Raw genomic sequence first — 25,981 nt, forward strand, 5'->3', positions numbered from 1 at the left:
TATTAGTTATTTAAACTTTATAGTCACCGGTTTCTAATAATATATTGCTATCATGGTTAATGCATGTTTATTTTAACATTTATTAACCATTCCCTAATAACTAATCTCTAATTAACTAATCTCTAAAAAAGCTACCTTTGCAGCCGATGACAGAAATTGATAAAAGCATTATTAACGAGGTGGAGGACGAAATTAAACCCAAAACCTGGAAAGGTACCCTTTGGAACATTACCAAAACGCTTTTAAAATTTGCAGTAACATCTGTGCTGCTATATTTTGTATTCAGGCATGTGCCGTTTAAAGACGTTAAATACAGGTTATTACATGCCAATTACTGGTGGATGTTTGCAGCGCTGATCTGCTTCTTTCTGTCAATGATCGTGTCGGCATGGCGGTTAATGAGTTTCTTTAATTCTATCAATTTAAGACTCGATCCTAAGTTTAATTTCAGGCTATACCTGTTAGGGCTTTTTTATAATTTCCTGCTTCCGGGCGGTATAGGCGGCGATGGCTATAAGATTTGGCTGCTTAATAAAAACTATAAACTACCCGGTAAAAAAGTTTTCTGGGCTATCATGTTCGACAGGTTGAGCGGTTTATGGGCCATAGGCCTGATAACTGTTGTGTTGATATTTTTGATCCCTCAAATTGATATCCACATCGGTATCCCATTGGGCATTTTTGCTGTAGCATCGGCTATATATTACTTTGTTGCTTATAAGTTTTTCAGGGAATATACTCGCTATTTTTTTGCAGGGCATGCCAAAGCGGTTGTGGTGCAGGGTTTCCAGGTACTTGCCATTGTATTTATACTATTGGGGCAAGATTTTCACGATAAATTCTCGCCTTACCTGTTATCATTCCTGATATCCGCGCTGGCAACTATCATTCCTATCAGTGTGGGCGGTGCGGGTATCCGCGAAACGGTGTTTACCCAGTTAACAAAAGTGTTCCCGATGGATAAGACACTGGCCGTTTTCCTGCCGGGATCTTTTTATATCATATCTCTTTTAGTCGCTTTGTTGGGCATATATTATGTGATCAGGCCAAGCCGGTTGGAAGAGGGTCTACCCAAAGGTCAGTCGGTTGTTGATGATGAAGATACAGAGCAGGCAAAAACTGTTTAATCTGAAAATTTTATGAATATTGTTATAACAGGAGCCAGCAGCGGGGTAGGGTTTGAAGCGGTAATTGAGCTTATTTTATCGGGTAAGCATAAGGTGATCGCGCTGGCACGGTCGCAGGACAAACTGGAACGCCTGGCCGAGATCTGCGCCGGCTTAAATCCCGACGGCGTACTTTATCCTATAGCTTTTGATATTGTACATGATGATTACGATGGCCTGCAGCAATTCATCAACAGTAATTTCGACGGTACTATTGATGTGCTGATCAACAATGCTGGCGTTTTAATCAACAAGCCCTTTAGTGATTTATTGGAAACAGATTTTGTAGAAATGCTGCAAAGCAATTTTATAGGGCATGTACGCATTATACAAAGTTTGCAGAAGTTTATGCCTAACGGATCACACATTGTAAACATAGGCAGTATGGGCGGTTTTCAGGGCAGCGCGAAGTTTGCGGGGCTGTCGGCCTATTCGGCAAGTAAGGCCGCTCTACATACGCTAACCGAATGCCTGGCGCAGGAATTTACTGAACAAGGTGTAAAAGTTAACTGCCTGGCGTTAGGCTCGGCGCAAACAGAAATGCTGGAAAAAGCTTTCCCCGGTTATCAATCGCCGGTGATGGCTTTTGAAATGGGCAAGTACATTGCTGATTTCGCCTTAACAGGGCACAAGTTTTTTAACGGTAAGATCTTACCGGTAGCGGTGAGTACGCCATAAACAAACAAGCCCTGAAAACTTTCGGGGCTTGTTTGTTTTAAAGTGTTTTATTTTTTGAATAGCAACATCATCAAAGCGATCATACCGCCAAATTGGCCTGCCCAAAAAATGAACATCCATTTTATGATGTCAGCTTTATTTTCTGCAGCCTCTTTTCTGACATCGCCAATTTGCTTGACAAGGTCATCTTTAGTAGCCAATGATTTAATGCTTGCTTCCACAGATCGTTCTGTTTTGTTATCAATGTATTTAAACATCGCCTCGGTGGTGTCGTTGCCTAACTTATCAGACAGTAACTGGTACAACCGGGCGGTTTCTTTTGCTTCTAAGTACATAACAAATATAGTGATAAGGTTTAGGTAATTGTGATAAGTTCAGGCAAATAAAGTTTAGGTTGATTGATATGATGAGGTCTAGTTTCTGCTGCCGACCTTTAAAAATTCGTTCACTATAATTTCTGAAATATATTTTTTGTTACCGTCTTTATCTACATAGCTGCGGTTGCTCAGGCGGCCCTCTACTACGATCTCGTCGCCCTTCTTTAGTAACTCACCGGCTATTTGGGCCTGTGCGCCCCATATCACCAGGTTATGCCATTGGGTATCGGTTATCTTTTCGCCTTTGTCATTTTTGTAGCTGTCGTTTGTTGCTAATGACAGTTTTGCCAGTTTCTTGTTGGTATCAAATGTTTTTACTTCAGGGTCCATGCCCAATGCACCTACAAGGCGTACGCTGTTTTTTAATGAGTTCATGATTTTCTTCGTTTTATCTGTAATAATATTTAGTCCGTTATTGACGATACAAAGGTGCATCCAGACAAAAATATTAGTCGGTTAATAAGCGCTTATAGTCGACAATATTCATTTGCAAACGTTTGCAAGCGGTTTTATTAATTGTTACCTTAGCCTTATGGAAACCGAAAAAACATGCCTTGATTGTGGTAAGCCCATACATGGCCGTGCCGATAAGAAGTTTTGTAACGACCTGTGCCGCAACAACTACAACAACCAGCTTAACAGCAACAGCTACAACATGGTGCGCAACATCAACAATATCCTTAAACGTAACCGCAGGATACTGGAAGAGCTAAATCCTACCGGGAAGACCAAAACCACCACAGCTAAGATGGCTGCTAAAGGCTTTAACTTTAAGTACCTCACCAATAAGTATGATACCCAAAACGGCAAAACCTACCACTTCTGTTACGAGTACGGCTACCTGCCGCTTGAAGGCGACGAGGTGTTGCTGGTAAAACGCGAGGAGAAAATCGATTAGATTTATCATCTGATTATCAAATCAGCCGGTTCTTGCAAAACAGTGGGCTAACTCTGCGTGTTACTACCCATATTTACGGCAAAAAGTAAACATGGCAAATCTATTCTCTCCACTTACAATAAAAGACATCGAATTCAAGAACCGCATTGTGGTATCGCCCATGTGCGAATACAGCAGCGAGGATGGTTTCGCCACTAACTGGCACCTGGTACATTTAGGCAGCAGGGCTGTCGGCGGGGCGGCCTTGGTTATTACCGAGGCTATTGCCGTATCGCCCGAGGGCCGTATCAGCTACGGCGACCTAGGCATCTACAAAGACGAACACATCAGCAAGCTAAAGGAAATAACCGACTTCATACACGAACACGGCGCTAAGGCAGGTACGCAACTTGCCCATGCCGGCCGTAAAGCCAGTCACGATGTACCGTGGAAAGGTAACGCGCAGATCCCGTCAGATCAGCCGAATGGGTGGAAGGCTGTTGCCCCGAGCACTGTGCCCTTTGCCGCGATCGAGGAAGCCCCGCACGAACTGGACAAAGCGGGCATAGAAAAGATCAAAGCCGACTTCAAAGCCGCAGCAGTGCGCACCCTTGCCGCAGGTTTTGACATCATCGAGATCCACGCTGCGCATGGGTATCTGCTGCATGAGTTCTACTCTCCGTTGAGCAATAAGCGTACGGATGAATACGGCGGCTCATTTGATAAGCGGGTGCGCTTGCTGCTGGAGGTGGTTGATGCCGTGCAGGAGGTTTGGCCCGCGTCGCAGCCCTTGTTTGTGCGGATCTCGTCGACCGACTGGACGGAGGGGGGCTGGGGTATTGACGACTCGGTTGCTTTGGCTAAGCTGTTGAAGGATAAGGGTGTCGACCTGGTGGATTGCTCGTCGGGCGGGAACGTGATGGCTAAGATCCCTTTGAAGCCGGGTTACCAGGTTGAGTTTGCCGAAGCCGTACGCGCCACAGGCATACTAACTGGGGCCGTGGGCCTGATAACCGAACCTAAGCAAGCCGACGAGATCATACAGTCGGGACAAGCCGATATGGTATTCATAGCGCGCGAGTTTCTGCGCGACCCGTACTTCCCGCTGCGTGCCGCGCATGAGCTGGGGTACGAAGACGTTAAATGGCCGGTACAGTACGAACGGGGGAAGTGGGGTTGATGGTCATTAGTCATTAGGTCATTAGTCATTAGTGTCGGCTTTAACAACAATGACCAATGACTGACTTTCAACAATGACTAATGACCAAGGCGAATGCCTAATGACTAATGACTGAATTAACTATATTTACATACACAACAATTTAAAACTTAACCATTATGAAACGCACCGCACACGCCCATTGGAACGGCACTTTAACCGAAGGTAAGGGAGAGATATCTACCCAAAGCACCATCCTTAACAATACCCAGTACTCATTCAAAACCCGCTTTGCCGATGGCGTTGGTACCAACCCTGAGGAGCTGATAGCTGCTGCGCATGCCGGTTGCTTCACCATGGCTGTTGGCGCTGCCCTGTCGCAGGCCGGCTTTACACCTGGCGACCTGAATACTGATGCCATACTTGACCTTGACATGCAGGCACTGGTTATCGTTGGCATCCATTTAGAGTTAAAGGGCTCTGTTATCGACGGTGTATCTGAAGACAAGTTTAAGGAGATAGCCGAAGGCGCGAAGGCCAATTGCATCGTATCAAAAGCATTGAGCGTGCCTATTACGCTGAACATCAGCTACCAATAACCAACCGTAGCGGCACAATACTTTGTGTCTCTCTGTTGAGCTAATAACAAAGACGCCCCGGCATATCGGGGCGTCTTTGTTTTAGTGGGTGCAGGAAGCGGCGGACCCGTGCGATTTCCTCCCCACGGGAGGGTGCAGGGAGGGGTTTGAACGTCTTTGCGTTGCTACCAACCCCTCCCTGCCAATGCACGGGCAGCCGCACCTTCCCCATGGGAGGGATTTGATCGCCTATGCCTGTTTGTGGACAAGGGCAACTGTACCAAACTGAATGTGTCCCGGTGATACACTTTGGTACACCTGTTTTTAAAACTGCCTGTAAAACAATTGCTTAACTTTTTGAAATTGACTTGATGATACAGTTTGGTACACTTTTTTTGCCTTTTTGGTGATTTTTGATGCTGTGTTTAGTGACAATGTAGCGCCACCATAATTTTAATTAATGTTTATTACGGCACACGCAAATAGGATGCTTAGGGAAAGCTATAAATTCCTTAACCTAATTAAGTTGTCAGAAACAGGTTCAAATAAATGTAGATACCGACCCTTACTTTTGGTAGATCGTAGCATAACTTGTTTTGCTAAAGTTATGTTGCCTTTACGTTCAGGGAATAAATTTCTATCTGTTATGAACTTCTCTATTTCTTCAAAAGATGCAGTACGATTTTCTTTACTTATTAAAGCCAATACAATTGCTTCATGCAGTTTTAATAGATTTTTCATTCTGATAATTCGGTTACAGTTGAAACCTGTTTGTATATGACATCATCAAAAATTTTGAAATGAGCTTTACCGCATTCTATTTTCAGCTTTTCACTCCCTCTTAGTTCCTGACCGGCACTTTTCGTTTCTGCAACAAAATATATTTTTTTCTCATCTTTAAAAACGATAGCCCAATCCGGATTATAAGTTCCAATAGGAGTATCTATTTTGAACCAGAACGGTAATTTAAAATAGAACTCTATATTTTCACTGCTTTCACAATCGTTAGCAAAATCACTTTCTACTTTTGAGTCAAGGGGAATATAATTTTCGTAGATAGTTTTATCTGCATCATTGACAGTATGCTCTAAATTATTTAGATAGATCTCTATTTCATTATCTTGAAATAATTGCATCTCATACTCTTTGCTGCCAATTTTCTCATATGTAATACCATCAATCATTAATTCATATAATACTGACCTGATGGCTACTACTGTATTATCCATAAATAGCTGTGGATTGATAAGTAGTTCTTTCACCCTGCCTGACTGTTTTAATATGTCTAAAATAGTATTTCGAGTCAATTCTGTTTTATTTTGGATATAGGATAATATATCGGGAATATCAAAACTTAAGGTGTAATCATTTCCACTATCACTCAATAACTGCCCTTCGACACCTGTGTCAGTTATTGTTATTCTTTTTTTGGTTGATCTTATTGTTGGCTTTTTTGTTTCAGGCATTTGTCTTACGCTTTTTGCAGAAAGTATTATAAGTTCTTCAGTTTTATAATTGACATTGTACCGGGTTTTAAATTTTATCCTGTCCCATATTTCTAAAAATTTAGGATCCGCCTCGAAACCTTTTCTTAATATAACTTTATGCCGTTGACTTTTATCTTTGATCCGCCCGCTAAAATCTACACCGCATTGTTCGCTTATTTCGGTTTGCAGTTCTTTTGCAAAATCTTCAAACTTTTCATTTGCTATAACCGTCAGTCTGTTGATATTTTTATCTCTTATCCTGATGCCGTTTTGATCCACGCTTAGCCTTAATCCTCGGCCAATAGTTTGACGCTTGTCGCGTTCTGTGTTAATTTCACGTAACGTACAAATCTGGAATACATTGGGGTTGTCCCAACCTTCACGCAAGGCAGAGTGGCTAAATATAAAACGAAGTGGTGTATTGATATCAAGCAGTTTTTCTTTATCCTGCATAATGAGTTTGTAAGTATCATCATCTGCTTGTGTTTCCCCGGCAGTATCCTTAACCCTTCCTTTGCTATCTTGGGAGAAATATCCGTTATGTACATCGGCAGCATCAAAAGCATTTAAGGTTTTAAAAGCAGGTTTAGTTATTTCATGTGCATAAAGTTCTTCAAACCACCTGGCAAACTTTCCTTTTAACGTATTACCGTTTTCGTCATATTCTCGGTAATTTTTTACTTTGTCAATAAAAAATAAGGAAAGGATTTTAATGCCTTTTTCTTTATATGCTTTTTCTTTTTTTAGATGTTCTTCTATGGTCTTGCGAATCATGAATTTCATGATCTCATCATTCATTCCACCCTGACTTTCGCCAATTGATAGCATAACGCCATTGGTTAACAATATACTGTCATTACCTGCATCTATTTCGTCAATAATATAACCGTCATTGTAAATTTCTCTTTGGTTACTAAGTGCATATAAATCATCGCCCGATTTTACAGTAATTGATTTTTTAACGACGCCATTATTAGTATTACAATCAATTTTAATTTTTGCAGTAATTTTGCTTTTGGCAGCAGTTATACTTTCTAACTGTACAAAAGCTTCATTCATTGCGTTTTCACTTATTACTGAATCTACTTCGATTTGCTTTACCAAACCAAGATCATAAGCCTTGACTGGGTTAAGAGAATACATTAAATTATATACCGAGGTATGTGTTGCAGAATAGCGAAGTGTACAAAGCGGATTTAGATTTTCAATTGCACGTTTCCTGTTAACAGTTTCCATGTTTTGCGGTTCATCCACAATAACTATCGGATTAGTGCCTTGTATAAATTCTATCGGCCTCTTACCGGTAAGTTTATCATTAGGCCTGTTGATAATGTTTTCATCTTTTGCAAAGGCATCAATATTTAAAACTAATATTTGGATGGCGTTGCTTGACGCAAACCCACGTAAACCCGATACCTTTTTGCTGTCATAAACATCAAAATTTATTTGTGCCTTATCGTAAAGGGTTTGGAAATGCTCATGGGTTATCTGCAGATTTTTTAAAACACCTTCGCGTATTGCAATAGATGGTACAATTATGACAAACTTTTTGAACCCGTAAAGTTTGTTTAACTCATAAATAGTCCTTAAATAAACATAGGTTTTACCGGTGCCTGTTTCCATCTCGACGGAAAAATTCATCCCCTGCAATTCGTCCGATGCTTGTAGATCGTTATTGATTTGAATAGATTTTACGTTATCCCATATCTGTTGTTCGGTAAGATTTAATTTATTTCCAAAGCCATTTTCTGATAATAACAAACCACTTTCGATAACACCAAATTCAAAATCACCACTGCTTAAAGGTTGCCCTTCAAATATATCAGTAATTGATTTTATGGCATCAATTTGGTAATCCTGGTTACTGTCAAAATGGAGTTTCATACACTGAATTTATATAGTTTTAAATTCAATACCTGCATACCTCATTTGCAATACTGTATTGGTTTTTAATTGATCATCACCTTTAAAAAGATTGTCTAACATTAACACCTTTTGTGGTTTAGTTGTGAGAATTTCATCAATTAAAGTTTTACTTATTTCTTCAAGCACAATTACCAATTCATTATCATTTATAGAATAGTATTTGTTTTTAACTTCAGTTTTATCAGTGAGTTGGTAACCAGACTTAAGCATTAACTCAAATAACATATTTTGCTCTTTACTGTCTTCGTGTGTTGGGTTTGTGAAAGCGTCTAATTGTATCACCAAATTCTCTTCGTTTATATCATCAGTTTGCCATACTTTGAAATTTGATGCATCCAACTTGAGTATTTTAAGGCCCAAATCAAGAGTGTTGTTGTCAAAAAGATCAGGATCTTCTTCCTTTTGTTTTTTTATTTTTAAAATAGAATTTTTAATACGCTCTTTTGAAAGATCGGCAATCGTCCTACAGCCAATTTGAAAAGCGATGCTTTTTTCATCGATCAGTTCAGGTAATTGAACTAGAATGAATTTTCGGTTTAATTTATCCTCCTTATTTTGCTCTAAAACTGCTTGAGCAGTACTTCCTGATCCTGCAAAAAAATCTAAAACTATATCATTCTCTGAGGTTGAGATTGACAATAGCGATTTTAATAGCCTAATAGGTTTCGGATTATCAAATAAACCTTCTTTATTGAATAGGCTCTCCAACTCGGCAGATGCCTCTTGATTACTACCAAATCTTTCATGCCCTAAAAAATTCACAGCCGATTGTCCGTTTTTGATAGCTTCTTTTAAATATATTTTAATACGTGGAAATCCATTACCGCCATCTGTCCAATGGACTCTACCGTGTTTTAAATAATCATTAAACGTATCTTCGTTACCATACCATATAGCATCGTGTTCAACTCCTGTCGGTGTTACTAATTTATATTGAGAACCACCTCGTCCAACTGCAGCTTTCCAAGGATTAGAAGACCAAGCGCCATTTTTATCATTATCAGGATTAACATAATCTGCTTTTCTATCTTCTGTTAAGGGTAAGCCGTAATAAGTTCCGTTTTCTTTTAACTTATTAGAATTTTTTGAATAAACTAAAATATATTCTGCAACCTTTGCTATCATTTTAGATTTATCATTTGGTTGATTATGCCTTCGTCTCCATGTCGTCATACTTTCAAAATTTTCTTCACCAAAAATTTCGTTCATTAATAAACGGAGATTATGAACTTCGTTGTCGTCAATATGCACGAAAATAACCCCATCCTCTTTGAGTAAGTTTTTAGCTAAAAATAATCTTGGGTACATCATACTTAGCCAATTGCTGTGAAAATGTCCGCTATCCTTGCTGTTTTTTCTAAACAGTCCTTGCTTAGTCAAATATCCTTCTTCATCCTTATCGCCAACCCGCTTTTCGTATTCTTTCTTATTTTCCTTAAAACTATCTGGGTAAATAAAGCTGTCGCTGCCCGTGTTATACGGAGGGTCAATAATGATACATTTTACCTTTCCATAATATGATTTTTGGAGCACTTTAAGTACCTCTAAATTTTCGCCTTCTATAAAAACGTTTTGCGTCGTGTCAAAATTTATAGATTCTTCAGACACTGGTTTTAAAGTAGCGGTGGTAGGTATTTGCAGACATTTAAAAGCGTCAGCCTTTCCAGCCCAGTTTAAAACATATCGCTCATTGTTGAAATTTATGTCCTCACCAAACGCAGCTTTTAATTTTTCCCAATCCAGTTTTTCTTCTGAAAACAGCTCTGGGAAATGCTGTTTAAGTTCGTTTAGCTTAGTTTGCTGTATATTTAAAGATTCGCCGTCCATAGTATTTTGATAGCTATAAATGTAAAAACATTTTGTTTTAAACAAGCTATACATTGGGATTTCTACGATTTGCAAGTGCAGAGATTGCTTCGTTCCTCGCAAAGACGTTGTAGAGTAGGCGCGGTGCGTCACCTCGCTGTCCGAAGCTTGCGCCCTTATTGGAGTTGTCACCAACAAGGGCATCGGGCCTTTATGCTCGCCCTTCGAGAGCTTCAGGAGACATCCCTTTTGCGTTAACGATGGTAGCGGATACCAGCCAGTGGCTAAGGCCTGTGCAGTATGAGCGAACAGCGTGGGCCGCAGGCAACGCCCAAAACATAACCTTCGCGACAACAAAAACTATCCTCAAATCTTTCGGCTGTTACATCGGGGCTTTTTATATATTTATAAAATCCCGCTGATCATAAAAACGGTGCGCTTTTTTTAATGGTCTATGCGTGGTAATTACCCTCAAAATACAGCTTTGGCACTATGATCAACTTTTTACAGAACAAACTTTGCCGGTTTGCAATGGCGGCACTGGCATGCTTTTTTTATGTCGCAAATTTGCAGGCGCAGCCTTACACCGCGCAGGCGCATAAATGGTCGGCCAACTGGATAGCCATGCCCGACGAGGCGGGCACGGCATACGGCATTTACTATTTCCGCAAAAACCTAACGCTCGATCAAAAACCAGGTGCCTTTGTGGTGCATGTTTCGGCAGATAACCGCTATAAGCTTTATGTAAACGAGCAACTGGTAGCCGCGGGGCCGGCAAGGGGCGATAATTTTTACTGGAACTATGAAACCGTAGACCTGGCGCCATACCTTAAAACAGGTAAAAACACCATAGCCGCATTGGTATTTAACGAGGCGCAGTACCGCCCCACTGCACAGATAAGTTACCGCACCGGGTTTTTGCTGCAGGGCGAAACCCCGGAGGCTGATATAGCCAACACCAATTATACCTGGAAGTGTACGCCGGCTGTGGCGCATCAGCCTTATCCCGGTTATTTCCCCATTATGGCCAGCAAGGGCGAAATTGTGGACATGCACAAAGAAACCGGCGACTGGAGAAAGATAGATTTTGACGACAGCAAATGGACGAGTGCCGCCCAGGTGCTTGAAGCGCAGCCAAAAGGCAAGGGCGATGGTTTCGGCTGGATGCTGGTACAATCGCCATTGCCGCAGATGGAAATGCGCTACCAGCGGATCTCGACCCTGCGTAAAGTGAGCGGGATGGAAGCGCCGGCGGGCTTCCCCAAAACAAAAGGTTCGGTCACTATTCCGGCAAAGAGTACGGTTCAGTTCCTGCTTGACCAGGATACCTTGACCAATGCCTACATCACCCTTAATTTAAGCGGCGGCGAAGGCAGCACCGTTAAACTGCGTTATGCCGAAACCCTGTACGATAAGGACACCGGCAACGGCAGGCTAAAAGGTAACCGCAACGATGTGGAAGGGAAAGACTTTTTAGGCCGTGCCGACAGCATTATTGCCAACGGAAAGCCGGGCCAGACGTTTACAACCCTATACTGGCGCACCTACCGCTACCTACAGGTTACCGTAAAAACCGGCGATGAACCGCTGGTGATAGATGATCTGTACGGCACCTTTACCGGGTATCCGTTTAAAATGAGGGCAAGTTTAAGTACAGATAATGCTGAAATGAAAAACATTATGGCTATTGGCTGGCGCACGGCCCGCCTATGCGCTATCGAAACGTATTTTGACTGCCCGTATTATGAGCAGCTGCAATACATTGGCGATACCCGCATACAGGCCATGGTATCGTACTATAACGCAGGTAATGACACGCTGGCCCGTAACGCCATTAACCAGATTGACCACTCGCGCCTGCCCGACGGCGTTACCCAAAGCCGCTGGCCAAGTAAAGACAACCAGGTGATCCCCGGGTTTTCATTATGGTACATAGGCATGCTGCATGACTACTGGACCTATCGTAACGACAAGGCTTTTATTAAAGAAAAGCTGACCAGCGAACGCGCCATACTGGGTTTTTTTGACAAGTACCGGCAGGCAGATGGCTCGCTCAAGAATGTTCCATTTTGGCTGTATGAGGATTGGGTGAACGGGCATGGCTGGGACTGGGGCAGTCCGCACAAAACTGCCGATGGTAATTCGGCCTTGCTTGATCTGCAATTGCTTTGGGCCTACAAATGGGCCGCAGAAATGGAGGCCGACTTAGGCATGCCTGCCTTTGCTGCCGATTACCGTGCAAAGGCTGCACAACTAACAGCTACCATACAAACAAAATACTGGAGCGAAAGCAAACAGCTCTATGCCGAAACAAGTGATAAAACTACCTTCTCGCAACATATAAACAGTTTGGCTATCCTTACGGGGATAGTCCCCAAAGAAAAATGGGCCGGCCTGGCTGATAAAATATTAAACGATGCCACGCTTGCGCCATGTTCTATTTACTTTAAATACTACATGCACATGGCGCTGGTAAAGGCGGGCCTGGGTAACCAATACCTATCATGGCTGGGTGTTTGGCGCGATGATATGCAGCTTGGCTTATCAACCTGGGGCGAAGAACCCGACCCGCAGCGCACCCGGTCTGACTGCCACGCATGGGGTGCCAGCCCGAACGTTGAATTTTACCGCACGCTTTTAGGTATAGACAGCGATGCGCCGGGTTTCCAAAAAATACGCATCACCCCGCGCCTGGGCGATATCACCAATATTGCCGGCACCATGCCGCACCCCAACGGCAAGGTGTCTGTAGCCTATAAACTAAACAACAACAACTGGAACATGAGCGTTGATATCCCCCTAAACACCACAGGCGTGTTTGTATGGAAGAACAAAGAATACACGCTAATGCCGGGACAGAATAGTTTTGTATTTAGTAAATAGAGGGGGCAGCCGCGCGCGATTCCCTCCCCACGGGGAGGGTGCAGGGAGGGGTTTAGACATTGGCGTTGTAAACCCCTCCCTGCCACTACACCGCCCGCCACACCCCTCCCGGTGGGAGGGAATTTAAAAGCACAAAGCCCGCCCAGGTTGATGAGCGGGCTTTTTGGTATAGTGTGTAAGGTTATCAATAATTATTTACTTATCGCCATAATGACCTATTGCAGAAACTATAGTCACGGTAATAATGTTGTTTTCTATTAAATAAACCAATCTGTCTTTTTTATTGATACGTCTTGACCAATATCCGGCCAATTCAAACTTTAGTTTTTCGGGTTTACCTATACCGGTTTCGGGATGGATATATAACTCGGAAATTATACGTTCAACTTTTTTTATGGAAGATTTGTCTCCTGATTTTTCTATTGCCGACAAGTCTTTTTTGGCGTTTTCAGATACAATTACCTTAAATTCTCCCATATGGATTTGGACGGATCAAGGGTAGTGAATTTGCCTTCTTTTACTTGTTTTTTGCTGGTTTTGATCTTAGCTACAAAATCCGGATGATAAGGGCTTTTGGTAGTTTCAAAATCAACCTTCAATGCTTTAGCAAATGCCTTTAGGGCAGATAGCTGTTCATTGTTTTTTGGATGCATGATAACTGTTTCCATATAACAAATTTAAAAAATAAGCAGATATGGTTGATAGTTTACTTCAATAAATTTTTCCAGCTTACCAGGTCGCCAATAATTTTATCCAGGTCGGCGGCGGCTACGCGTTCTTGTTTCATGCTGTCGCGATGGCGGATGGTTACGGTATTGTCTTCCAATGTCTGATGATCTACGGTGATGCAGAACGGCGTACCAATAGCGTCCTGGCGACGGTAGCGTTTGCCAATGGCGTCCTTCTCTTCGTATTGCAGGTTAAAGTCAAGCTTCAGCGTGTCCATAATCTCGCGGGCCTTTTCTGGTAGTCCGTCTTTTTTGGTCAACGGGAATATGGCGGCCTTAACCGGGGCAAGGCAAGGGTGCAGGCGCAATACGGTGCGGCTGTCCTGCTTCTCGTCGGTGCTCAGGTCTTCTTCCTCGTAGGCGTTGATCATGGTCAATAAAAACATACGGTCCAAACCTATCGACGTTTCAATAACGTAAGGTACGTAGTTGCCGTATGGTTTGCCGTTCTCGTCAAGCTCAGGGTCAAAGTATTGCATTTTTTTGCCCGAGTATTGCTGATGCTGGCTCAGGTCAAAATCAGTACGACTGTGAATACCTTCTACCTCTTTAAAGCCGAATGGGAACTCAAACTCGATATCGTAAGCGGCATCGGCATAGTGTGCAAGTTTGGTATGTTCGTGGTAGCGGTATTTGGCGGCATCGGTACCCAAGGCCAGGTGCCATTTTAAACGGGTTTCTTTCCATTTTTCAAACCACTCTTTCTGCGTGCCCGGGCGAACGAAGTATTGCATCTCCATCTGCTCAAATTCGCGCATGCGGATAATAAACTGGCGGGCAATAACTTCATTACGGAAAGCCTTGCCAATTTGCGCAATACCAAACGGAATTTTCATCCTGCCTGATTTTTGCACGTTAAGGTAGTTTACAAAGATACCCTGCGCAGTCTCAGGGCGCAGATATATGGTGTCCGACTCCTCGGCAATGGCACCAACCTGCGTACTAAACATCAGGTTAAACTGGCGAACTTCGGTCCAGTTGGCGGTGCCGCTTATAGGGCATTTAATATTTTGCTCGATGATCAGCTCGCGCAGACGGGGCAGGTTCTCGGCCTTTAGGGCGTTATCCATTTCAATCTGCAACTCTTCGGCCTCGCTGGTTTTGCCTTCTTCATTAAGTTTGGCTATGCGTTCTTCCAGGAGCTGGTCGGCGCGGTAGCGTTTTTTGCTGTCTTTATTGTCGATCATGGGGTCGCTGAAGCCGTCAACGTGGCCACTGGCTTTCCAGATCTTAGGATGCATAAATATGGCCGAGTCAATACCTACAATATTGTCATGTAATTGCACCATGCTTTTCCACCAGTAGGTTTTGATGTTATTTTTCAGCTCGGCGCCAAACTGGCCGTAGTCGTAAACGGCGCTCAGGCCGTCATAGATCTCGCTGCTTGGGAAAACAAAGCCATACTCTTTGGCGTGTGCTATAACGTTTTTAAACAATTCGTCGGTATTCTTGCTCATAATAGGGGCAAAGATATATTTTTTTGATTTTGCGGGACGGGAAAATTTGCGCTGTGTTAACTTAGCTTATGTCGTAGCGCTCAATTGCCACGGGTAGGCTTTGTTCTTTTCCTTGATGAAAAGAACCAAAAAGTCAGCAAAGAGGCTTCTTGCGCTCAAAGCCTTTGCCCGGCAGTGCAGGTAAAACCTCGGGCCGCGCCTCTTTTGCCCCGCTATCGCACACACATTGCCATCGCTTCAGCAAAACCTGCGAATGCCCGTGCCAACTCACAAGGCCACCATTGTTTTACCTTCCCTCACCCGAAGCTTTTTTGCTGACATTTCGTTTATAACAATAATCTCGTATTTGTACAAAATCCAAAAAAGAGCGCAAAGGCCTGCCAATTCGCCGGGCCGGGAGTATGGCCCGTGCGGATGAAGCGATCGAATTGGCTTGATGTTTGGTTACTTTGCATCTAAGGTAAAGTAACTGGCCTCCGCGGCCAAGAGCGGACTGCTTATCTCAGTGTGCAATTATTAGTTAAAACCTTTAAATAATTACACTTTTCCCTTCAACTCCCTCAACGCATCCCCCGCGATCCATTTGGCCGCTTTGTTGTCCTGTAATAAAATACGTTCGGCACATTGTATGGCCAGGGGCCTAAGTGTGCCGTTGCGTTTGCCAATTTGCCGCAGTGCCCAGTCAACAGCTTTCTTAACGAAGTTACGGTTGTCCCAGGCCTCGCGCTCTATGATGGGGAAGAACTGAATGAATACCAGGTCGTCGGCTTTTTTATGGTGTACGGCCATTTCGGCCATTAGTACAAAGCCGGCACGTTTTATAAATTCTTCTTCGTGGCTGCTAAACTCTAATGCTTTTTCAATGGCGTAAGGTGTGCGGTCAAACAGGTTGCCGCAAGCCTGGTCGCAAACGTCCCAGGTTTTAAAGTCTTTGGTCCAGGCATCAATTTGCGCCGGGGTTACGAGTGCCGGGTCGTCGATCATGGAGGCCAGGATGCGGGCTTCGTGGATCCCGGTGTCCCATAATTGTTGTGCCAGATCGTGGTCCTTTTTGATCAGTTTGGCCAGTTTTCTTACCTCGGGGATCTTAACGCCCAGCGCTTTATCATTGTCTATGCCGAAGCGCAACATGCCCGTGTGGTACTTGCTATCGGCTTTATTTTTAAGCAGATCTATTACTTCGGTAACGTTCATAAGGGTGGTTTGATCTGGTTAAATGTAAAAATAAACGAACTTTACTTCAAAAAAACCGTTTACAGGAAAACATTGCATTTACTATGATCAAAACCTTACTTTATTTCATGCTGATACTAAGCGGCGCGTCGGTTTACGCGCAATCTGCCGTGGATACTGCCGGCAAACAGTCGCCGGTGCGTACATTAACCTATCAACAGTATGAGGCTTATTTAAAAGGCCAGGCAGGCGAAGACCTTGCCCAGGTTGCCGAAATGAACCACTATCCGCTGCCTGACAAGGTGCTTAAATTTAAGCACGAGCTTGACCTGAGCCCGGTACAAATTCAAAAACTAACCGAAGCCAGCAAGTACCTGCACAGCCGCAGGCTGCAAATTGGCGGCTCGGTTATCAATACCGAAAAAATGCTGGACAGCTTGTTTAAGAGCAGGCAAATGGACGAAGGTAACCTGATATTCTTTACAAACCGTTACGGCTTATACCAGGGCGAATTAAAAAACGCGCTGCTACAGGCTTGTTTATCAACAGAAAAGCTGCTGTCGCAAAAGCAAATGGCTAAGTTTGAAAGTTTGCAAAAAACCCCACCCAACCCTCCCCGGTAGGGAGGGCTTAATCAATTTGATTTGTACCTTAAATATGCCGTTTGATTTATTTAATTTAGCGGCCTCATTAGTTAGATATGAAGATAACGTTTGATTTTGAAAAACCATTGGCAGATTTGCTTCAACAGATTGAAAAAGTAAAGCAGGTTGAAGACAAAAATAAGTTAGACATGTCTGCAACAGTGGCTGAGCTGGAGAGTAAATTAGAAACAACCAAGAAAGAAATATACAGCAACCTTAGCGGCTGGGAAAAAGTTCAGATCTCGCGCCACCCCGAAAGGCCTTATACTTTACAGTATCTGGAGCTGATGTGCGATGATTTTATCGAGTTACACGGCGACCGTACTGTAGGCGACGATAAAGCCATTATAGGCGGCTTTGGCACGCTGAACGGCGAAACGGTAATGTTTATCGGCCATCAAAAAGGGCGTAATACCAAAGAGCGCCAGTACCGCAACTTCGGTATGGCTAATCCCGAAGGTTACCGCAAGGCTTTAAGGCTGATGAAACTTGCCGAAAAATTTGGTAAACCCGTAGTTACTTTGATCGATACACCGGGCGCGTTCCCGGGCCTTGAGGCCGAAGAGCGTGGACAGGGCGAAGCCATAGCACGTAACTTATTAGAAATGGCGGTATTAAAAGTACCTGTTATTTGTGTGGTGATCGGCGAAGGTGCATCGGGCGGTGCCTTGGGTATTGGCATTGGCGATAAAGTTTTAATGCTGGATAACTCATGGTATTCGGTAATATCGCCGGAGAATTGCTCGACCATCCTGTTTAAAACATGGGAACAAAAAGAGCGTGCTGCCGAAATGCTGAAACTAACATCTACCGAGATGTTTAAGAATAAGCTGATCGATGGCGTGATCAAAGAACCACTTGGCGGCGCACACCAGGACCCGGTAGCTATGGCCAACATCTTAAAGAAACATTTAATAAAAGACCTAAAAGCCCTTAAAGAACGCGACGTTAACGAACTGGTTACCGAGCGCATTGACAAATTCTGCTCGATGGGTGTGGTACTTGAAGGTTAAGCGGATACTGTAGCTTTGAAAGATTTAAGGGCATCATGATAATCATGATGCCCTTTATTGTTTGAGTTTAGGTGAGAATACAGAGATTAATTGATGCTTTCAAGCACCTTAGGTAATGCGTTTTGATCATTTTGTTTGAAATCGCTTTTATAGATCATTTTTCCTTCCTTATTTATCAAAACCATTAACGGGATTGCGTCAACACCATAAAGCTTACTGATCACCCGGTTTTTGTCGTAAAATTGGGGCCAGTTCATGTTCTCTTGTTTTACAAACTCAATGAATTTTTTTGAATCGTAATCAGAGCTCACTCCAACAATCACTAATTTTTCATCAGGATAATTTTTCCTTACTCCTTTTACAAACGGCATTTCAGCTAAACAAGGGCCGCACCAGGTGGCCCAAAAATCCAGTAACACGTATTTACCTCGTAAGTCTTTTAAACTGATTTTTTTACCATCAATGGTAGTTATTGTAAATGAGGGCACGGCTTCATTGAGTTTTAACGGGGGCGGATTTATTGCGGCTGCATAATTTTTAATTAATTCCTGCCCCTCAACACTGCCGGTGAATTTAGCCGGGAATACAGCCTTTATATAGGCTAATTGCTCTTTTAAATAAGCGGTATCTTTCCTTAATATTTGCCCCGGCTGCGCTACCTGGTTAATGAAATACCAAAATGAAAAATAGTCATTTGGATATTGCTTTAAGAACCGCATTACGCGATTTATGTGTATTTTATAATATTTTTTAAAAACGCTATTGAGCGAATCGTTTGTTATGAAACCCGGGTGATTTTTTAAAAAGGCGTCAAACTCTTCATTTTCTTTGGTCATTGAACTGTCCGTCATAAAGGCCCGATATTTTACCCAGATCTTATTACTAACGGTGTCATAAATAGGCGTTGCATTTTGAATATAAGTATAGCCTAATTTATTTTCCTTATTTACTGTGAAATGAAAATTGATAATTGCAGGCTTGTTGTTCAAAAAAAAATCATTGCCATAGAAATTCTTTGCCGAATCGGTATAGCTGATAGTAAAAGATGCTAAAGGCGAGTAATATTCACTTTTAAAAACAAATGTTCTTGCGTTGCCAAAAGTATCCGGGAGGAACGTAGTGTTTTTGCCGTCATAATATTGAATTTGAATATTTTTTGTGATAATGCTGCTATCAAGTTTTATGGTGATATTGAAACTATTTTGTGCATCGGCCATGTTTGTGCAAAATGCAGATATGATAGCCATGAAAATGATTTTTAACATAGTTTAAGTTTTAGGTAACTGATAATGTTGTGGTTATGCAAATATACAACTGCCTTTTTACCCTGTATTTTCTTTAACATTAATTAACACAACGCATTATCTTAATGCAACAAAGGGCACCATGATCGTCATGATGCCCTTTGTTGTTACAGATATTTTTAAAGAACCTAATACTGCAGCGTCGCCCCAAAATCTTTAATGTACTTGTCAAGCGGGGCTTTCCATTTGTCGCTAAGGGTAGGGTTGTATATTTTGGTAAATACCACTATCTGGTTTAAAAGCGACAGGTTAAACCTGATCTGGTTATGGTCAGCCGGTTTGCCATCGCTAAATAGTGTATGGTTGTAGGCAAGCGAGTTATTTATGTAGTCGGCTATTTTGTTAACTTCTTTGTCGGCCAGCTTGGTTTCGCCTAATTGATAAGCAACTTTGGCCAGGTAAAACTGTCGCCAGGCAATTTCGGGCGCAGGGATATTATCGGGCGCAACCTCATAGTATTTTTGTAGTACATTTTTAGCCAGGTCGGCGTGTCCTTGTTTTTGTAAATTATCGGCCAGCGATAAGTACGAGCGGGTAACCATCGGGAACATCTGGGTTAATGATACATCATCAAGGTATTTAGCGGTTTTAAAATTGCCCCACTTAAACTTGTTCATGATGTTGTTATACATCACCATATCGTTTATCTGTCCTGATTCTGAAGCCGCCGCCGCTGTATCCGGCTTTAGTGGCAACAGGCGGTAGGCAAAGCCTTCGTTATATAAATATTTATTCAGGCCCATAAAATTGTCGGGCGGTACGCTTACCGCGAAATAAATAGGGCGTTTCCAGTTATTATGTACCAGTACATCCATCAGGGCCAGGTTATCCTTGGTAACATAAGCGCCCGGGTAAGTAAAGTTAATTACGGTATCTATCTGCGCTTTTTTATCAGCAGCTAAGGTGCCGGTGCTTACAACCTGGTCGGGATTAACCGTTAGCCTGAAATTTTTTGTAGGCAGGTAGTTCACATCTTCGCCGCTTTGCAGCTGTGCCATTGCCTGTTTATTGTCAGATGTGATAAACTCAAATACATCTTTTAACTCTAATGATCCGGGTATTTTGGCATCATTGTAAAAAATAACATCGCGTACGCCGGCTTTATATTTATTATCGTCCATGCTTATGGGCAGCGGGGCAGATTCGTTCATTTTGGTTTTCATCTGCTGGATATACCAGGCAGTGCCCAACAGGCTCAGGTTTACTATGCGCACATCAGGGCGTACATTTTCTACCTCCTGCAAATACCAAACGGGGTAGGTATCATTATCGCCATAAGTAAATAAAATGGCATTTGGCGCGCACGAATTAAGGTAGTTATAAGCCATATCATGCGGCGTAAGCTTGGTTGAGCGGTCGTGATCGTCCCACTCCTGGTTGGCCATTAAAATGGGCCCCACGCTTAAACAAACTACAGTAGACAAAATGGCCGCGTTTTTAGCTTTTTCTTTTTTACTTAACAGATCGGCAATACATAAAACTGCCAAACCTATCCAGATAGCAAAGGCGTAGAACGAGCCAGCGTAAGCATAATCACGTTCGCGTGGCTGCAGCGGATCTTGGTTAAGGTACAGCAATATGGCTATGCCGGTAAAGAAAAACAATACCGCTACCACGCCTGCGTCTTTTTGGTTGCGTTTAAAGTGGAAGTATATCCCCAATAAACCCAATATCAAGGGTAAAAAGAATAAACGGTTATAGCTTTTGCTTTGCGTTACCGAGTAGGGTAAGGGCTTATTAAAGTTCCAGCCGCTTATCCAGTCGCCGTCAATGCCTTTTTCCTGTCCGTCGCGGTCGTTTGCGCGGCCCACAAAATTCCAAAGGAAATAGCGGGTGTACATTTGGTTAACCTGCCAGTTAAAAAAGAACGAAAGGTTATCCCCAAATGAGGGGCTTTGTCCTTCGCTTAAACCTGTCCACTCGCGGTAAAAGTCGGCATGGCCGGGCTTTTGGCTAAACATGCGCGGGAAAATGGTATTCCTGTCGTAAACCGAATTTATTTTTTTACTTGCTACTTCATATTTCTTTTCGCCGCGGCGGTAAATGTTAGCGCCGTCATTCTGCTCGGTAACTTTCGAATCAAAATACTGTCCGTATAGCAGAGGTGTGTCGCCATACTGGTCGCGGTTAAGGTAGCTGTTTAGCGCAAAGGCATCCTGCGGGTTACTGTTGTTAAGGTTAGTGCCGGCCTTGGCACGGATCACGATCATTACAAAAGAGCTGTAACCGAAAAGTATAAAAGCGGTGCAAACTAAAAAGCTGTTTAAGGCAAAGCGCTTGGTGCGGATCTTGATGCCGTACTCTAACAGGGCGGCAATAATTATCGCCATAACAAAACCTGTAACACCCGCGGCAATGGTCAATGTTAAAATAAAACATACAGCCGAGACTATGATGATATTGTTAGACGGTTTGATAGTGTAGGCTATACCTGTAATGATAGTAGCAAACAACAGCAGGAAAAACGTGATAGCCCCTGTGCCGAAGCCCAGGCCAAGTGTATTTACAAAGAACAGGTCGGAAAAAGCGGCGCCTTTTACCGTGTATTGTATAATACCCCACAGCACTGCTGCCACTACAGCCACACCCAGTAAAAATGCCTTAATGGTACCCCAGGTGCCGGCAGTTTTTGATTTGCGGAAATAAATGACCAGCGCTATGGCGGGTATGGCCAATAAGTTTAACAGGTGGATGCCGATAGACAGGCCCATTACATAGGCGATAAAAACTATCCAGCGGTCGGCATTAGGTTCGTCGGCGTGGGCATCCCATTTTAGTATCGCCCAAAATACAATGGCGGTACAAAGGGACGACTGTGCGTAAACTTCCGACTCGACAGCAGAGAACCAAAATGTATCAGAATAAGTATAAGCAAGCGCGCCAACCAAACCGGCACCCATGATCAGGATGATATTGGTAAGATGTAGGTCCTCGGCTTTTTTAACCAGGATCTTTTTAGCCAGCGCGGTAATGGTCCAGAATAAAAATAAGATGGTAGCGCCGCTGGCCAGTGCCGATGCCACGTTGGTCCAGTATGCTACCCGGGTAACATCGCCCATGGATAATAATGAGAAAACCTTACCTATCATGGTAAACAGTGGCGCGCCGGGCTGGTGCGCTACCTGCAGGCGATAGATACAGGCAATGAACTCGCCGCAATCCCAAAAGCTGGCCGATGGCTCTAACGTTAAAATATAGGTTAGCGATGCGATAACAAAAGCTATCCAGCCAAAAAGATTATTGATCTTATTATAATTCATCTCGAAATTACTACGGTTGATGGTTATGGTGCCGAAAATAGCAAAACTAAGCAGATGTTGGCGTTGGGTAGGAGGGATTTTGTGTATTTTAACAAATGGGCAATGGAAAAAGAATTGTCATTTCGATACGAGCCGGTTTGCCGGTGCGCGGAGAGCGAGTGAGAAATCTTAGTCAACTGCCCCGTTACCAATATGATGTATAAGATTTCTCTTTCGCCCCGCCCTGCATCCCTTACAGCTCTATCGAAATGACATTTTTTTAACTTAGCTTTTTTTTCAATTTACATTTTGAAGTTGAAAATTTCGTCTTATATTTGCATTCCTTTTCGGGACGTATGTTTCGAAGGTGGAGATTGCCTGATAGTATAATGGTAGTACGACGGTTTTTGGTACCGTTTGTCTAGGTTCGAATCCTGGTCGGGCAACAATTCAAATTTCGGATTTCGGATTTTCGATGTCGGATTTATTCCGGGAAGATTCAAATCCGAAATTGTTTTTTATAGCTATTAACAAAACCGAAGTCGAACATTCGACATCCGACATCAAGAAATGCCATTACAGTTTAACACGGTTAAATTATTTACGGGGTCCGGTTCTACAGAACTGGCTCAAAAAATTGCCGGTGCTTATGGCCAGCCGCTTGGCGACTCTGGTTTATCAAGCTTTAGCGATGGCGAGTTTCAGCCGCATTTTAATGAATCTGTACGTGGTTGCGATGTTTTCCTGATCCAGTCAACCCATCAGCCAACTGATAATTTAATGGAGTTACTGATGCTGATCGATGCCGCCCGTCGTGCATCGGCCCATCACGTAAATGCTGTTATCCCTTATTTTGGTTTGGCCAGGCAAGACCGTAAAGACAGGCCCCGCGTTGCTATCGGCGCTAAGCTGGTTGCCAACTTATTGGTAGCAGCGGGTATTGACCGTATCATGACCATGGACCTGCACGCAGCGCAGATCCAGGGATTTTTTGATATCCCGGTTGACCACCTGGATGGCTCAATAATTTTTGTGCCTTATATTAAAAGCCTGGGCTTAAAAAGCCTGACCATTGCGTCGCCTGATATGGGCGGATCATACAGGGCCCGTGGTTTTGCAAAGTTCTTTAACGCCGAGGTGGTAATTTGCGATAAAACGCGTAAACGTGCCAATGAAATTGAATCAATGACGCTGATAGGTGATGTTACCGACCAGGACATTGTTTTGATAGACGATATTTGCGATACGGCACGTACACTGGCCAAAGCGGCGCAACTGATCATGGACCGTGGTGCACGCAGCGTACGCGCGGTTTGTACGCACCCTGTATTATCAGGCAACGCTTACGAAACCATTGAAAATTCGGCATTGACAGAACTGATAGTTACCGACACCATACCGCTTAAACAGCAAAGCCCAAAGATAACCGTGTTATCAACCGCCGAACTGTTTGCCAAAGCGATAGTGAATGTAAATGAACACGGCTCTATCAGCCAGTTGTTTAAGGTGCAGTAACCTCACCTAAATCCTCTCCAAAGTAGAGGACTTGATAATGAATAAAAATATCCCTGCGCGATGTAGGGCTTTAAATAAAAACAAATAAATAATTAAAAATGAAATCAATTGCTATTAGCGGTTCTCTAAGAGAGAACGTAGGGAAAAGAGACGCGAAAGAGCTGCGTTACCAGGCTTTGGTACCGGCAGTGCTTTACGGTGGTGCTACACAAACCCACTTTTCAGTGTCCGCAGCTGATTTGAAACCCGTAGTTTATACTCCGGTTGTTCATTTCATCGACCTTGACATTGCCGGCGTTAAATCACAGGCTATTATTAAAGATCTTCAGTTCCACCCATTAACTGAGCAGATCATACACGTAGACTTTTTATTGTTAGATCAGGCTAAGCCTATCGCTATCGACATCCCTGTACGTTTAACCGGTACTTCTCCGGGTGTTAAAGTGGGTGGTAAACTGGTACAAAAGTTACGTAAGTTAAAGATCAAAGCGCTTCCTAAAGATCATTTAGACTTTATTGAAGTTAGCATTGCCGCTTTAGAGGTAGGTAAATCAGTTAAAGTTGGCGAGATCAGCTTCCCTAACCTGACTATCCTTAACACTAAAGAAGATACCATAGTATCTGTAACTACTTCACGTGCGTTACGTCAGGCTGAGCAAGAAGCAGCGTCTGGTAAAAAATAATTGAGGGATTTCACTGATTGAGTGAATGATTCCACAGATTTTAAAAGCGACAAGTTTAATACTTGTCGCTTTTGTTTTTTAGGATTGATATATTCGCAAAAAGGATTTATATCGGTGGAATCATCCGATAATCGGTGTAATCATAGAAGTTGTGTTCAAACCATATTTTAGCAAATTTTTAAAAAAGCCAAAGCCGGCGCCCAGGCCGGCACCGGTTAACAGTAGTATGAAATATCTGATAGTAGGTTTAGGTAATATTGGCCCCGAGTATGCCGATACAAGGCATAACATTGGTTTTATGATATTGGATGAGCTGGCTAAGCAGGAGGGGGCAAAGTTTCATAACATGCGCCTGGCTTATTATACCGAAGTAACTTATAAAAGCCGTACCCTGCATCTTATCAAACCCACAACCTATATGAATTTAAGCGGCAAGGCGCTTAATCACTGGATGAAAGAACTGAAGATACCGGTACAGAATGTACTGGTATTGGTTGACGATATAGCCCTTCCTTTAGGCACACTGCGCCTTAAACCAAAAGGCAGCGCCGCCGGCCATAACGGACTTAAACATATTGAAGCTACCTTAGGTAATAACGAATATGCCCGCCTGCGTTTTGGCGTTGGCAACAATTATCCAAAAGGCCGCCAGGTTGACTATGTGCTAAGCGGCTTTGACGACGACGAACAACCCGAACTGCCGGCATTGATAGATAGATCAATAGAAATGATAAAAAGCTTTGCTACCATAGGTACAGAGTTAACGATGACGAAGTTTAATAAGTAATTTAAAAACATATGTCATTTCGACCCCGCTGTCCGAAGTCTCCTGACTTCGGACGATTATGTTTGTAGTTTGCAACTACACAACTTTAAATCTTAAATTTACCCCATGAAAGTTTACGGCATCACCAATTGCAATACGGTTAAAAAAGCGCTCGACTGGTTCAAGAATAACCAGGTAGTTTATGAATTTCACGATTTTAAGAAGCTGGGCGTATCGCCGGAGAAACTGCAGGAATGGGACACCAAAGCCGGCTACGAAAAATTCATGAATAAACAGGGCCTAACCTGGAAACAGCTTGACCAGGAAACAAAGGACTGCATCAAAACCAAGGAAGATGCCTTGCAATTGCTGCAACATAAAACCAGTATGATAAAAAGGCCCGTTATTGAAGATGGCGGCTTTCTGTACTTCGGTTTTGATGAAGCCGCGTATAAACAGCATTTCAATAAATAACAACGCCGTAGAGGCACAATACTTTGTGCCTCTGTCCTGAATAATTGT

The 25,981-nt window shown here is 43.0% G+C and carries 23 protein-coding genes and 1 tRNA gene; 13 read left to right on the forward strand and 11 right to left on the reverse strand.

The annotated features are described in order from the left end of the window. Nucleotides 1-146: 146 nt before the first annotated feature. Together FO440_RS10370 and FO440_RS10375 are read left to right on the forward strand one after the other, a co-directional pair. Entirely contained in the window at nt 147-1,127 is a 981-nt protein-coding gene (locus FO440_RS10370) for a lysylphosphatidylglycerol synthase transmembrane domain-containing protein (RefSeq protein WP_144248114.1), read from the forward strand. A gap of 12 nt (nt 1,128-1,139) precedes the next feature. Then, on the forward strand, nt 1,140-1,844 hold the full coding sequence (locus FO440_RS10375) for an SDR family NAD(P)-dependent oxidoreductase (RefSeq protein WP_144248115.1): 705 nt from the start codon (nt 1,140-1,142) through the stop codon (nt 1,842-1,844). A 47-nt stretch (nt 1,845-1,891) separates the two neighbouring features. Here the strand turns inward: FO440_RS10375 and FO440_RS10380 are convergent, their stop codons facing one another. Next, entirely contained in the window at nt 1,892-2,179 is a 288-nt protein-coding gene (locus tag FO440_RS10380) for a hypothetical protein (protein WP_144248116.1), read from the reverse strand. Between the two features lie 78 nt (nt 2,180-2,257). Then, nucleotides 2,258-2,596 (reverse strand): single-stranded DNA-binding protein, encoded by a 339-nt coding sequence (locus FO440_RS10385; protein WP_144248117.1) that lies wholly within the window; start codon nt 2,594-2,596, stop codon nt 2,258-2,260. Nucleotides 2,597-2,753: 157 nt separating this feature from the next. On the opposite strand from FO440_RS10385, the gene FO440_RS10390 reads away from it, so the two are divergent. The 3 genes from FO440_RS10390 (at nt 2,754) to FO440_RS10400 (ending at nt 4,856) form a co-directional block, all read left to right on the forward strand. After that, on the forward strand, nt 2,754-3,119 hold the full coding sequence (locus tag FO440_RS10390) for a hypothetical protein (protein ID WP_144248118.1): 366 nt from the start codon (nt 2,754-2,756) through the stop codon (nt 3,117-3,119). A 91-nt stretch (nt 3,120-3,210) separates the two neighbouring features. Continuing rightward, the gene (namA, locus tag FO440_RS10395; RefSeq protein ID WP_144248119.1) at nt 3,211-4,278 is read left to right on the forward strand and encodes an NADPH dehydrogenase NamA; all 1,068 of its coding nucleotides are present in this window, start codon (nt 3,211-3,213) and stop codon (nt 4,276-4,278) included. Nucleotides 4,279-4,436: 158 nt separating this feature from the next. Further along, complete coding sequence (locus tag FO440_RS10400) at nt 4,437-4,856, forward strand: OsmC family protein (RefSeq protein ID WP_144248120.1); 420 nt, start codon at nt 4,437-4,439, stop codon at nt 4,854-4,856. A 480-nt stretch (nt 4,857-5,336) separates the two neighbouring features. On the opposite strand, the gene FO440_RS10405 is transcribed toward FO440_RS10400, so the two are convergent. From FO440_RS10405 to FO440_RS10415, 3 genes are read right to left on the reverse strand one after another with little or no spacing between them, the layout of a single operon-like run. Next, nucleotides 5,337-5,576 carry a hypothetical protein gene (locus FO440_RS10405; protein WP_144248121.1) on the reverse strand — a complete coding sequence of 80 codons (240 nt, stop codon included), beginning with the start codon at nt 5,574-5,576 and terminating at the stop codon, nt 5,337-5,339. After that, complete coding sequence (locus tag FO440_RS10410; protein WP_144248122.1) at nt 5,573-8,206, reverse strand: restriction endonuclease; 2,634 nt, start codon at nt 8,204-8,206, stop codon at nt 5,573-5,575. Before FO440_RS10410 ends, FO440_RS10405 begins: the two co-directional genes overlap by 4 nt. 9 nt (nt 8,207-8,215) lie before the next feature. Further along, a complete protein-coding gene (locus tag FO440_RS10415) occupies nt 8,216-10,075 on the reverse strand; it encodes a site-specific DNA-methyltransferase (RefSeq protein WP_144248123.1) in 1,860 nt (619 codons plus the stop codon). Between the two features lie 471 nt (nt 10,076-10,546). Between FO440_RS10415 and FO440_RS10420 the strand changes: the two genes are divergently transcribed. Beyond that, nucleotides 10,547-12,937: an alpha-L-rhamnosidase-related protein gene (locus FO440_RS10420; protein WP_246104205.1), complete on the forward strand. Its 2,391-nt coding sequence runs from the start codon at nt 10,547-10,549 to the stop codon at nt 12,935-12,937. Between the two features lie 195 nt (nt 12,938-13,132). Here the strand turns inward: FO440_RS10420 and FO440_RS10425 are convergent, their stop codons facing one another. From FO440_RS10425 to FO440_RS10440, 4 genes are all read right to left on the reverse strand, one after another. Then, on the reverse strand, nt 13,133-13,414 hold the full coding sequence (locus tag FO440_RS10425) for a Txe/YoeB family addiction module toxin (protein ID WP_144248124.1): 282 nt from the start codon (nt 13,412-13,414) through the stop codon (nt 13,133-13,135). After that, nucleotides 13,396-13,605: a DUF2683 family protein gene (locus FO440_RS10430; protein WP_144248125.1), complete on the reverse strand. Its 210-nt coding sequence runs from the start codon at nt 13,603-13,605 to the stop codon at nt 13,396-13,398. Before FO440_RS10430 ends, FO440_RS10425 begins: the two co-directional genes overlap by 19 nt. Before the next feature lie 38 nt (nt 13,606-13,643). Next, on the reverse strand, nt 13,644-15,122 hold the full coding sequence (locus FO440_RS10435) for a glycine--tRNA ligase (protein WP_144248126.1): 1,479 nt from the start codon (nt 15,120-15,122) through the stop codon (nt 13,644-13,646). A gap of 537 nt (nt 15,123-15,659) precedes the next feature. Further along, nucleotides 15,660-16,316, reverse strand: coding sequence for a DNA alkylation repair protein (locus FO440_RS10440; protein ID WP_144248127.1), 657 nt, complete (start codon nt 16,314-16,316; stop codon nt 15,660-15,662). An 83-nt stretch (nt 16,317-16,399) separates the two neighbouring features. Here FO440_RS10440 and FO440_RS10445 point away from each other — a divergent pair, with 83 nt between their 5' ends. Together FO440_RS10445 and FO440_RS10450 are read left to right on the forward strand one after the other, a co-directional pair. Continuing rightward, nucleotides 16,400-16,918 carry a hypothetical protein gene (locus tag FO440_RS10445; protein ID WP_144248128.1) on the forward strand — a complete coding sequence of 173 codons (519 nt, stop codon included), beginning with the start codon at nt 16,400-16,402 and terminating at the stop codon, nt 16,916-16,918. A 77-nt stretch (nt 16,919-16,995) separates the two neighbouring features. Further along, nucleotides 16,996-17,952: an acetyl-CoA carboxylase carboxyltransferase subunit alpha gene (locus tag FO440_RS10450; protein WP_144248129.1), complete on the forward strand. Its 957-nt coding sequence runs from the start codon at nt 16,996-16,998 to the stop codon at nt 17,950-17,952. Nucleotides 17,953-18,038: 86 nt separating this feature from the next. Here the strand turns inward: FO440_RS10450 and FO440_RS10455 are convergent, their stop codons facing one another. Both FO440_RS10455 and FO440_RS10460 read right to left on the reverse strand, forming a co-directional pair. Continuing rightward, on the reverse strand, nt 18,039-19,217 hold the full coding sequence (locus FO440_RS10455; RefSeq protein WP_144248130.1) for a TlpA family protein disulfide reductase: 1,179 nt from the start codon (nt 19,215-19,217) through the stop codon (nt 18,039-18,041). A gap of 167 nt (nt 19,218-19,384) precedes the next feature. Then, nucleotides 19,385-22,516 (reverse strand): glycosyltransferase family 117 protein, encoded by a 3,132-nt coding sequence (locus tag FO440_RS10460; protein WP_144248131.1) that lies wholly within the window; start codon nt 22,514-22,516, stop codon nt 19,385-19,387. A 354-nt stretch (nt 22,517-22,870) separates the two neighbouring features. Between FO440_RS10460 and FO440_RS10465 the strand changes: the two genes are divergently transcribed. From FO440_RS10465 to FO440_RS10485, 5 genes are all read left to right on the forward strand, one after another. After that, nucleotides 22,871-22,941, forward strand: a tRNA-Gln gene (locus FO440_RS10465). Between the two features lie 124 nt (nt 22,942-23,065). Further along, entirely contained in the window at nt 23,066-24,010 is a 945-nt protein-coding gene (locus FO440_RS10470; RefSeq protein ID WP_144248132.1) for a ribose-phosphate pyrophosphokinase, read from the forward strand. A 98-nt stretch (nt 24,011-24,108) separates the two neighbouring features. Next, nucleotides 24,109-24,693, forward strand: coding sequence for a 50S ribosomal protein L25/general stress protein Ctc (locus tag FO440_RS10475; protein WP_144248133.1), 585 nt, complete (start codon nt 24,109-24,111; stop codon nt 24,691-24,693). Nucleotides 24,694-24,919: 226 nt separating this feature from the next. Continuing rightward, on the forward strand, nt 24,920-25,480 hold the full coding sequence (gene pth / locus FO440_RS10480; RefSeq protein ID WP_144248134.1) for an aminoacyl-tRNA hydrolase: 561 nt from the start codon (nt 24,920-24,922) through the stop codon (nt 25,478-25,480). A gap of 105 nt (nt 25,481-25,585) precedes the next feature. Beyond that, a complete protein-coding gene (locus FO440_RS10485) occupies nt 25,586-25,933 on the forward strand; it encodes a Spx/MgsR family RNA polymerase-binding regulatory protein (RefSeq protein WP_144248135.1) in 348 nt (115 codons plus the stop codon). Nucleotides 25,934-25,981 lie beyond the last annotated feature (48 nt).

It is taken from the genome of Mucilaginibacter corticis, assembly GCF_007558865.1.
In the GTDB taxonomy this organism is placed as follows: domain Bacteria; phylum Bacteroidota; class Bacteroidia; order Sphingobacteriales; family Sphingobacteriaceae; genus Mucilaginibacter; species Mucilaginibacter corticis.

Bases quoted from the DNA above. Each gene is read 5' to 3' on its own strand.
- FO440_RS10370 (WP_144248114.1), top strand. From the start codon at position 147: ATGACAGAAATTGATAAAAGCATTATTAACGAGGTGGAGGACGAAATT.
- FO440_RS10375 (WP_144248115.1), top strand. From the start codon at position 1,140: ATGAATATTGTTATAACAGGAGCCAGCAGCGGGGTAGGGTTTGAAGCG.
- FO440_RS10380 (WP_144248116.1), bottom strand. From the start codon at position 2,179: ATGTACTTAGAAGCAAAAGAAACCGCCCGGTTGTACCAGTTACTGTCT.
- FO440_RS10385 (WP_144248117.1), bottom strand. From the start codon at position 2,596: ATGAACTCATTAAAAAACAGCGTACGCCTTGTAGGTGCATTGGGCATG.
- FO440_RS10390 (WP_144248118.1), top strand. From the start codon at position 2,754: ATGGAAACCGAAAAAACATGCCTTGATTGTGGTAAGCCCATACATGGC.
- namA (WP_144248119.1), top strand. From the start codon at position 3,211: ATGGCAAATCTATTCTCTCCACTTACAATAAAAGACATCGAATTCAAG.
- FO440_RS10400 (WP_144248120.1), top strand. From the start codon at position 4,437: ATGAAACGCACCGCACACGCCCATTGGAACGGCACTTTAACCGAAGGT.
- FO440_RS10405 (WP_144248121.1), bottom strand. From the start codon at position 5,576: ATGAAAAATCTATTAAAACTGCATGAAGCAATTGTATTGGCTTTAATA.
- FO440_RS10410 (WP_144248122.1), bottom strand. From the start codon at position 8,206: ATGAAACTCCATTTTGACAGTAACCAGGATTACCAAATTGATGCCATA.
- FO440_RS10415 (WP_144248123.1), bottom strand. From the start codon at position 10,075: ATGGACGGCGAATCTTTAAATATACAGCAAACTAAGCTAAACGAACTT.
- FO440_RS10420 (WP_246104205.1), top strand. From the start codon at position 10,547: ATGATCAACTTTTTACAGAACAAACTTTGCCGGTTTGCAATGGCGGCA.
- FO440_RS10425 (WP_144248124.1), bottom strand. From the start codon at position 13,414: ATGGGAGAATTTAAGGTAATTGTATCTGAAAACGCCAAAAAAGACTTG.
- FO440_RS10430 (WP_144248125.1), bottom strand. From the start codon at position 13,605: ATGGAAACAGTTATCATGCATCCAAAAAACAATGAACAGCTATCTGCC.
- FO440_RS10435 (WP_144248126.1), bottom strand. From the start codon at position 15,122: ATGAGCAAGAATACCGACGAATTGTTTAAAAACGTTATAGCACACGCC.
- FO440_RS10440 (WP_144248127.1), bottom strand. From the start codon at position 16,316: ATGAACGTTACCGAAGTAATAGATCTGCTTAAAAATAAAGCCGATAGC.
- FO440_RS10445 (WP_144248128.1), top strand. From the start codon at position 16,400: ATGATCAAAACCTTACTTTATTTCATGCTGATACTAAGCGGCGCGTCG.
- FO440_RS10450 (WP_144248129.1), top strand. From the start codon at position 16,996: ATGAAGATAACGTTTGATTTTGAAAAACCATTGGCAGATTTGCTTCAA.
- FO440_RS10455 (WP_144248130.1), bottom strand. From the start codon at position 19,217: ATGTTAAAAATCATTTTCATGGCTATCATATCTGCATTTTGCACAAAC.
- FO440_RS10460 (WP_144248131.1), bottom strand. From the start codon at position 22,516: ATGAATTATAATAAGATCAATAATCTTTTTGGCTGGATAGCTTTTGTT.
- FO440_RS10470 (WP_144248132.1), top strand. From the start codon at position 23,066: ATGCCATTACAGTTTAACACGGTTAAATTATTTACGGGGTCCGGTTCT.
- FO440_RS10475 (WP_144248133.1), top strand. From the start codon at position 24,109: ATGAAATCAATTGCTATTAGCGGTTCTCTAAGAGAGAACGTAGGGAAA.
- pth (WP_144248134.1), top strand. From the start codon at position 24,920: ATGAAATATCTGATAGTAGGTTTAGGTAATATTGGCCCCGAGTATGCC.
- FO440_RS10485 (WP_144248135.1), top strand. From the start codon at position 25,586: ATGAAAGTTTACGGCATCACCAATTGCAATACGGTTAAAAAAGCGCTC.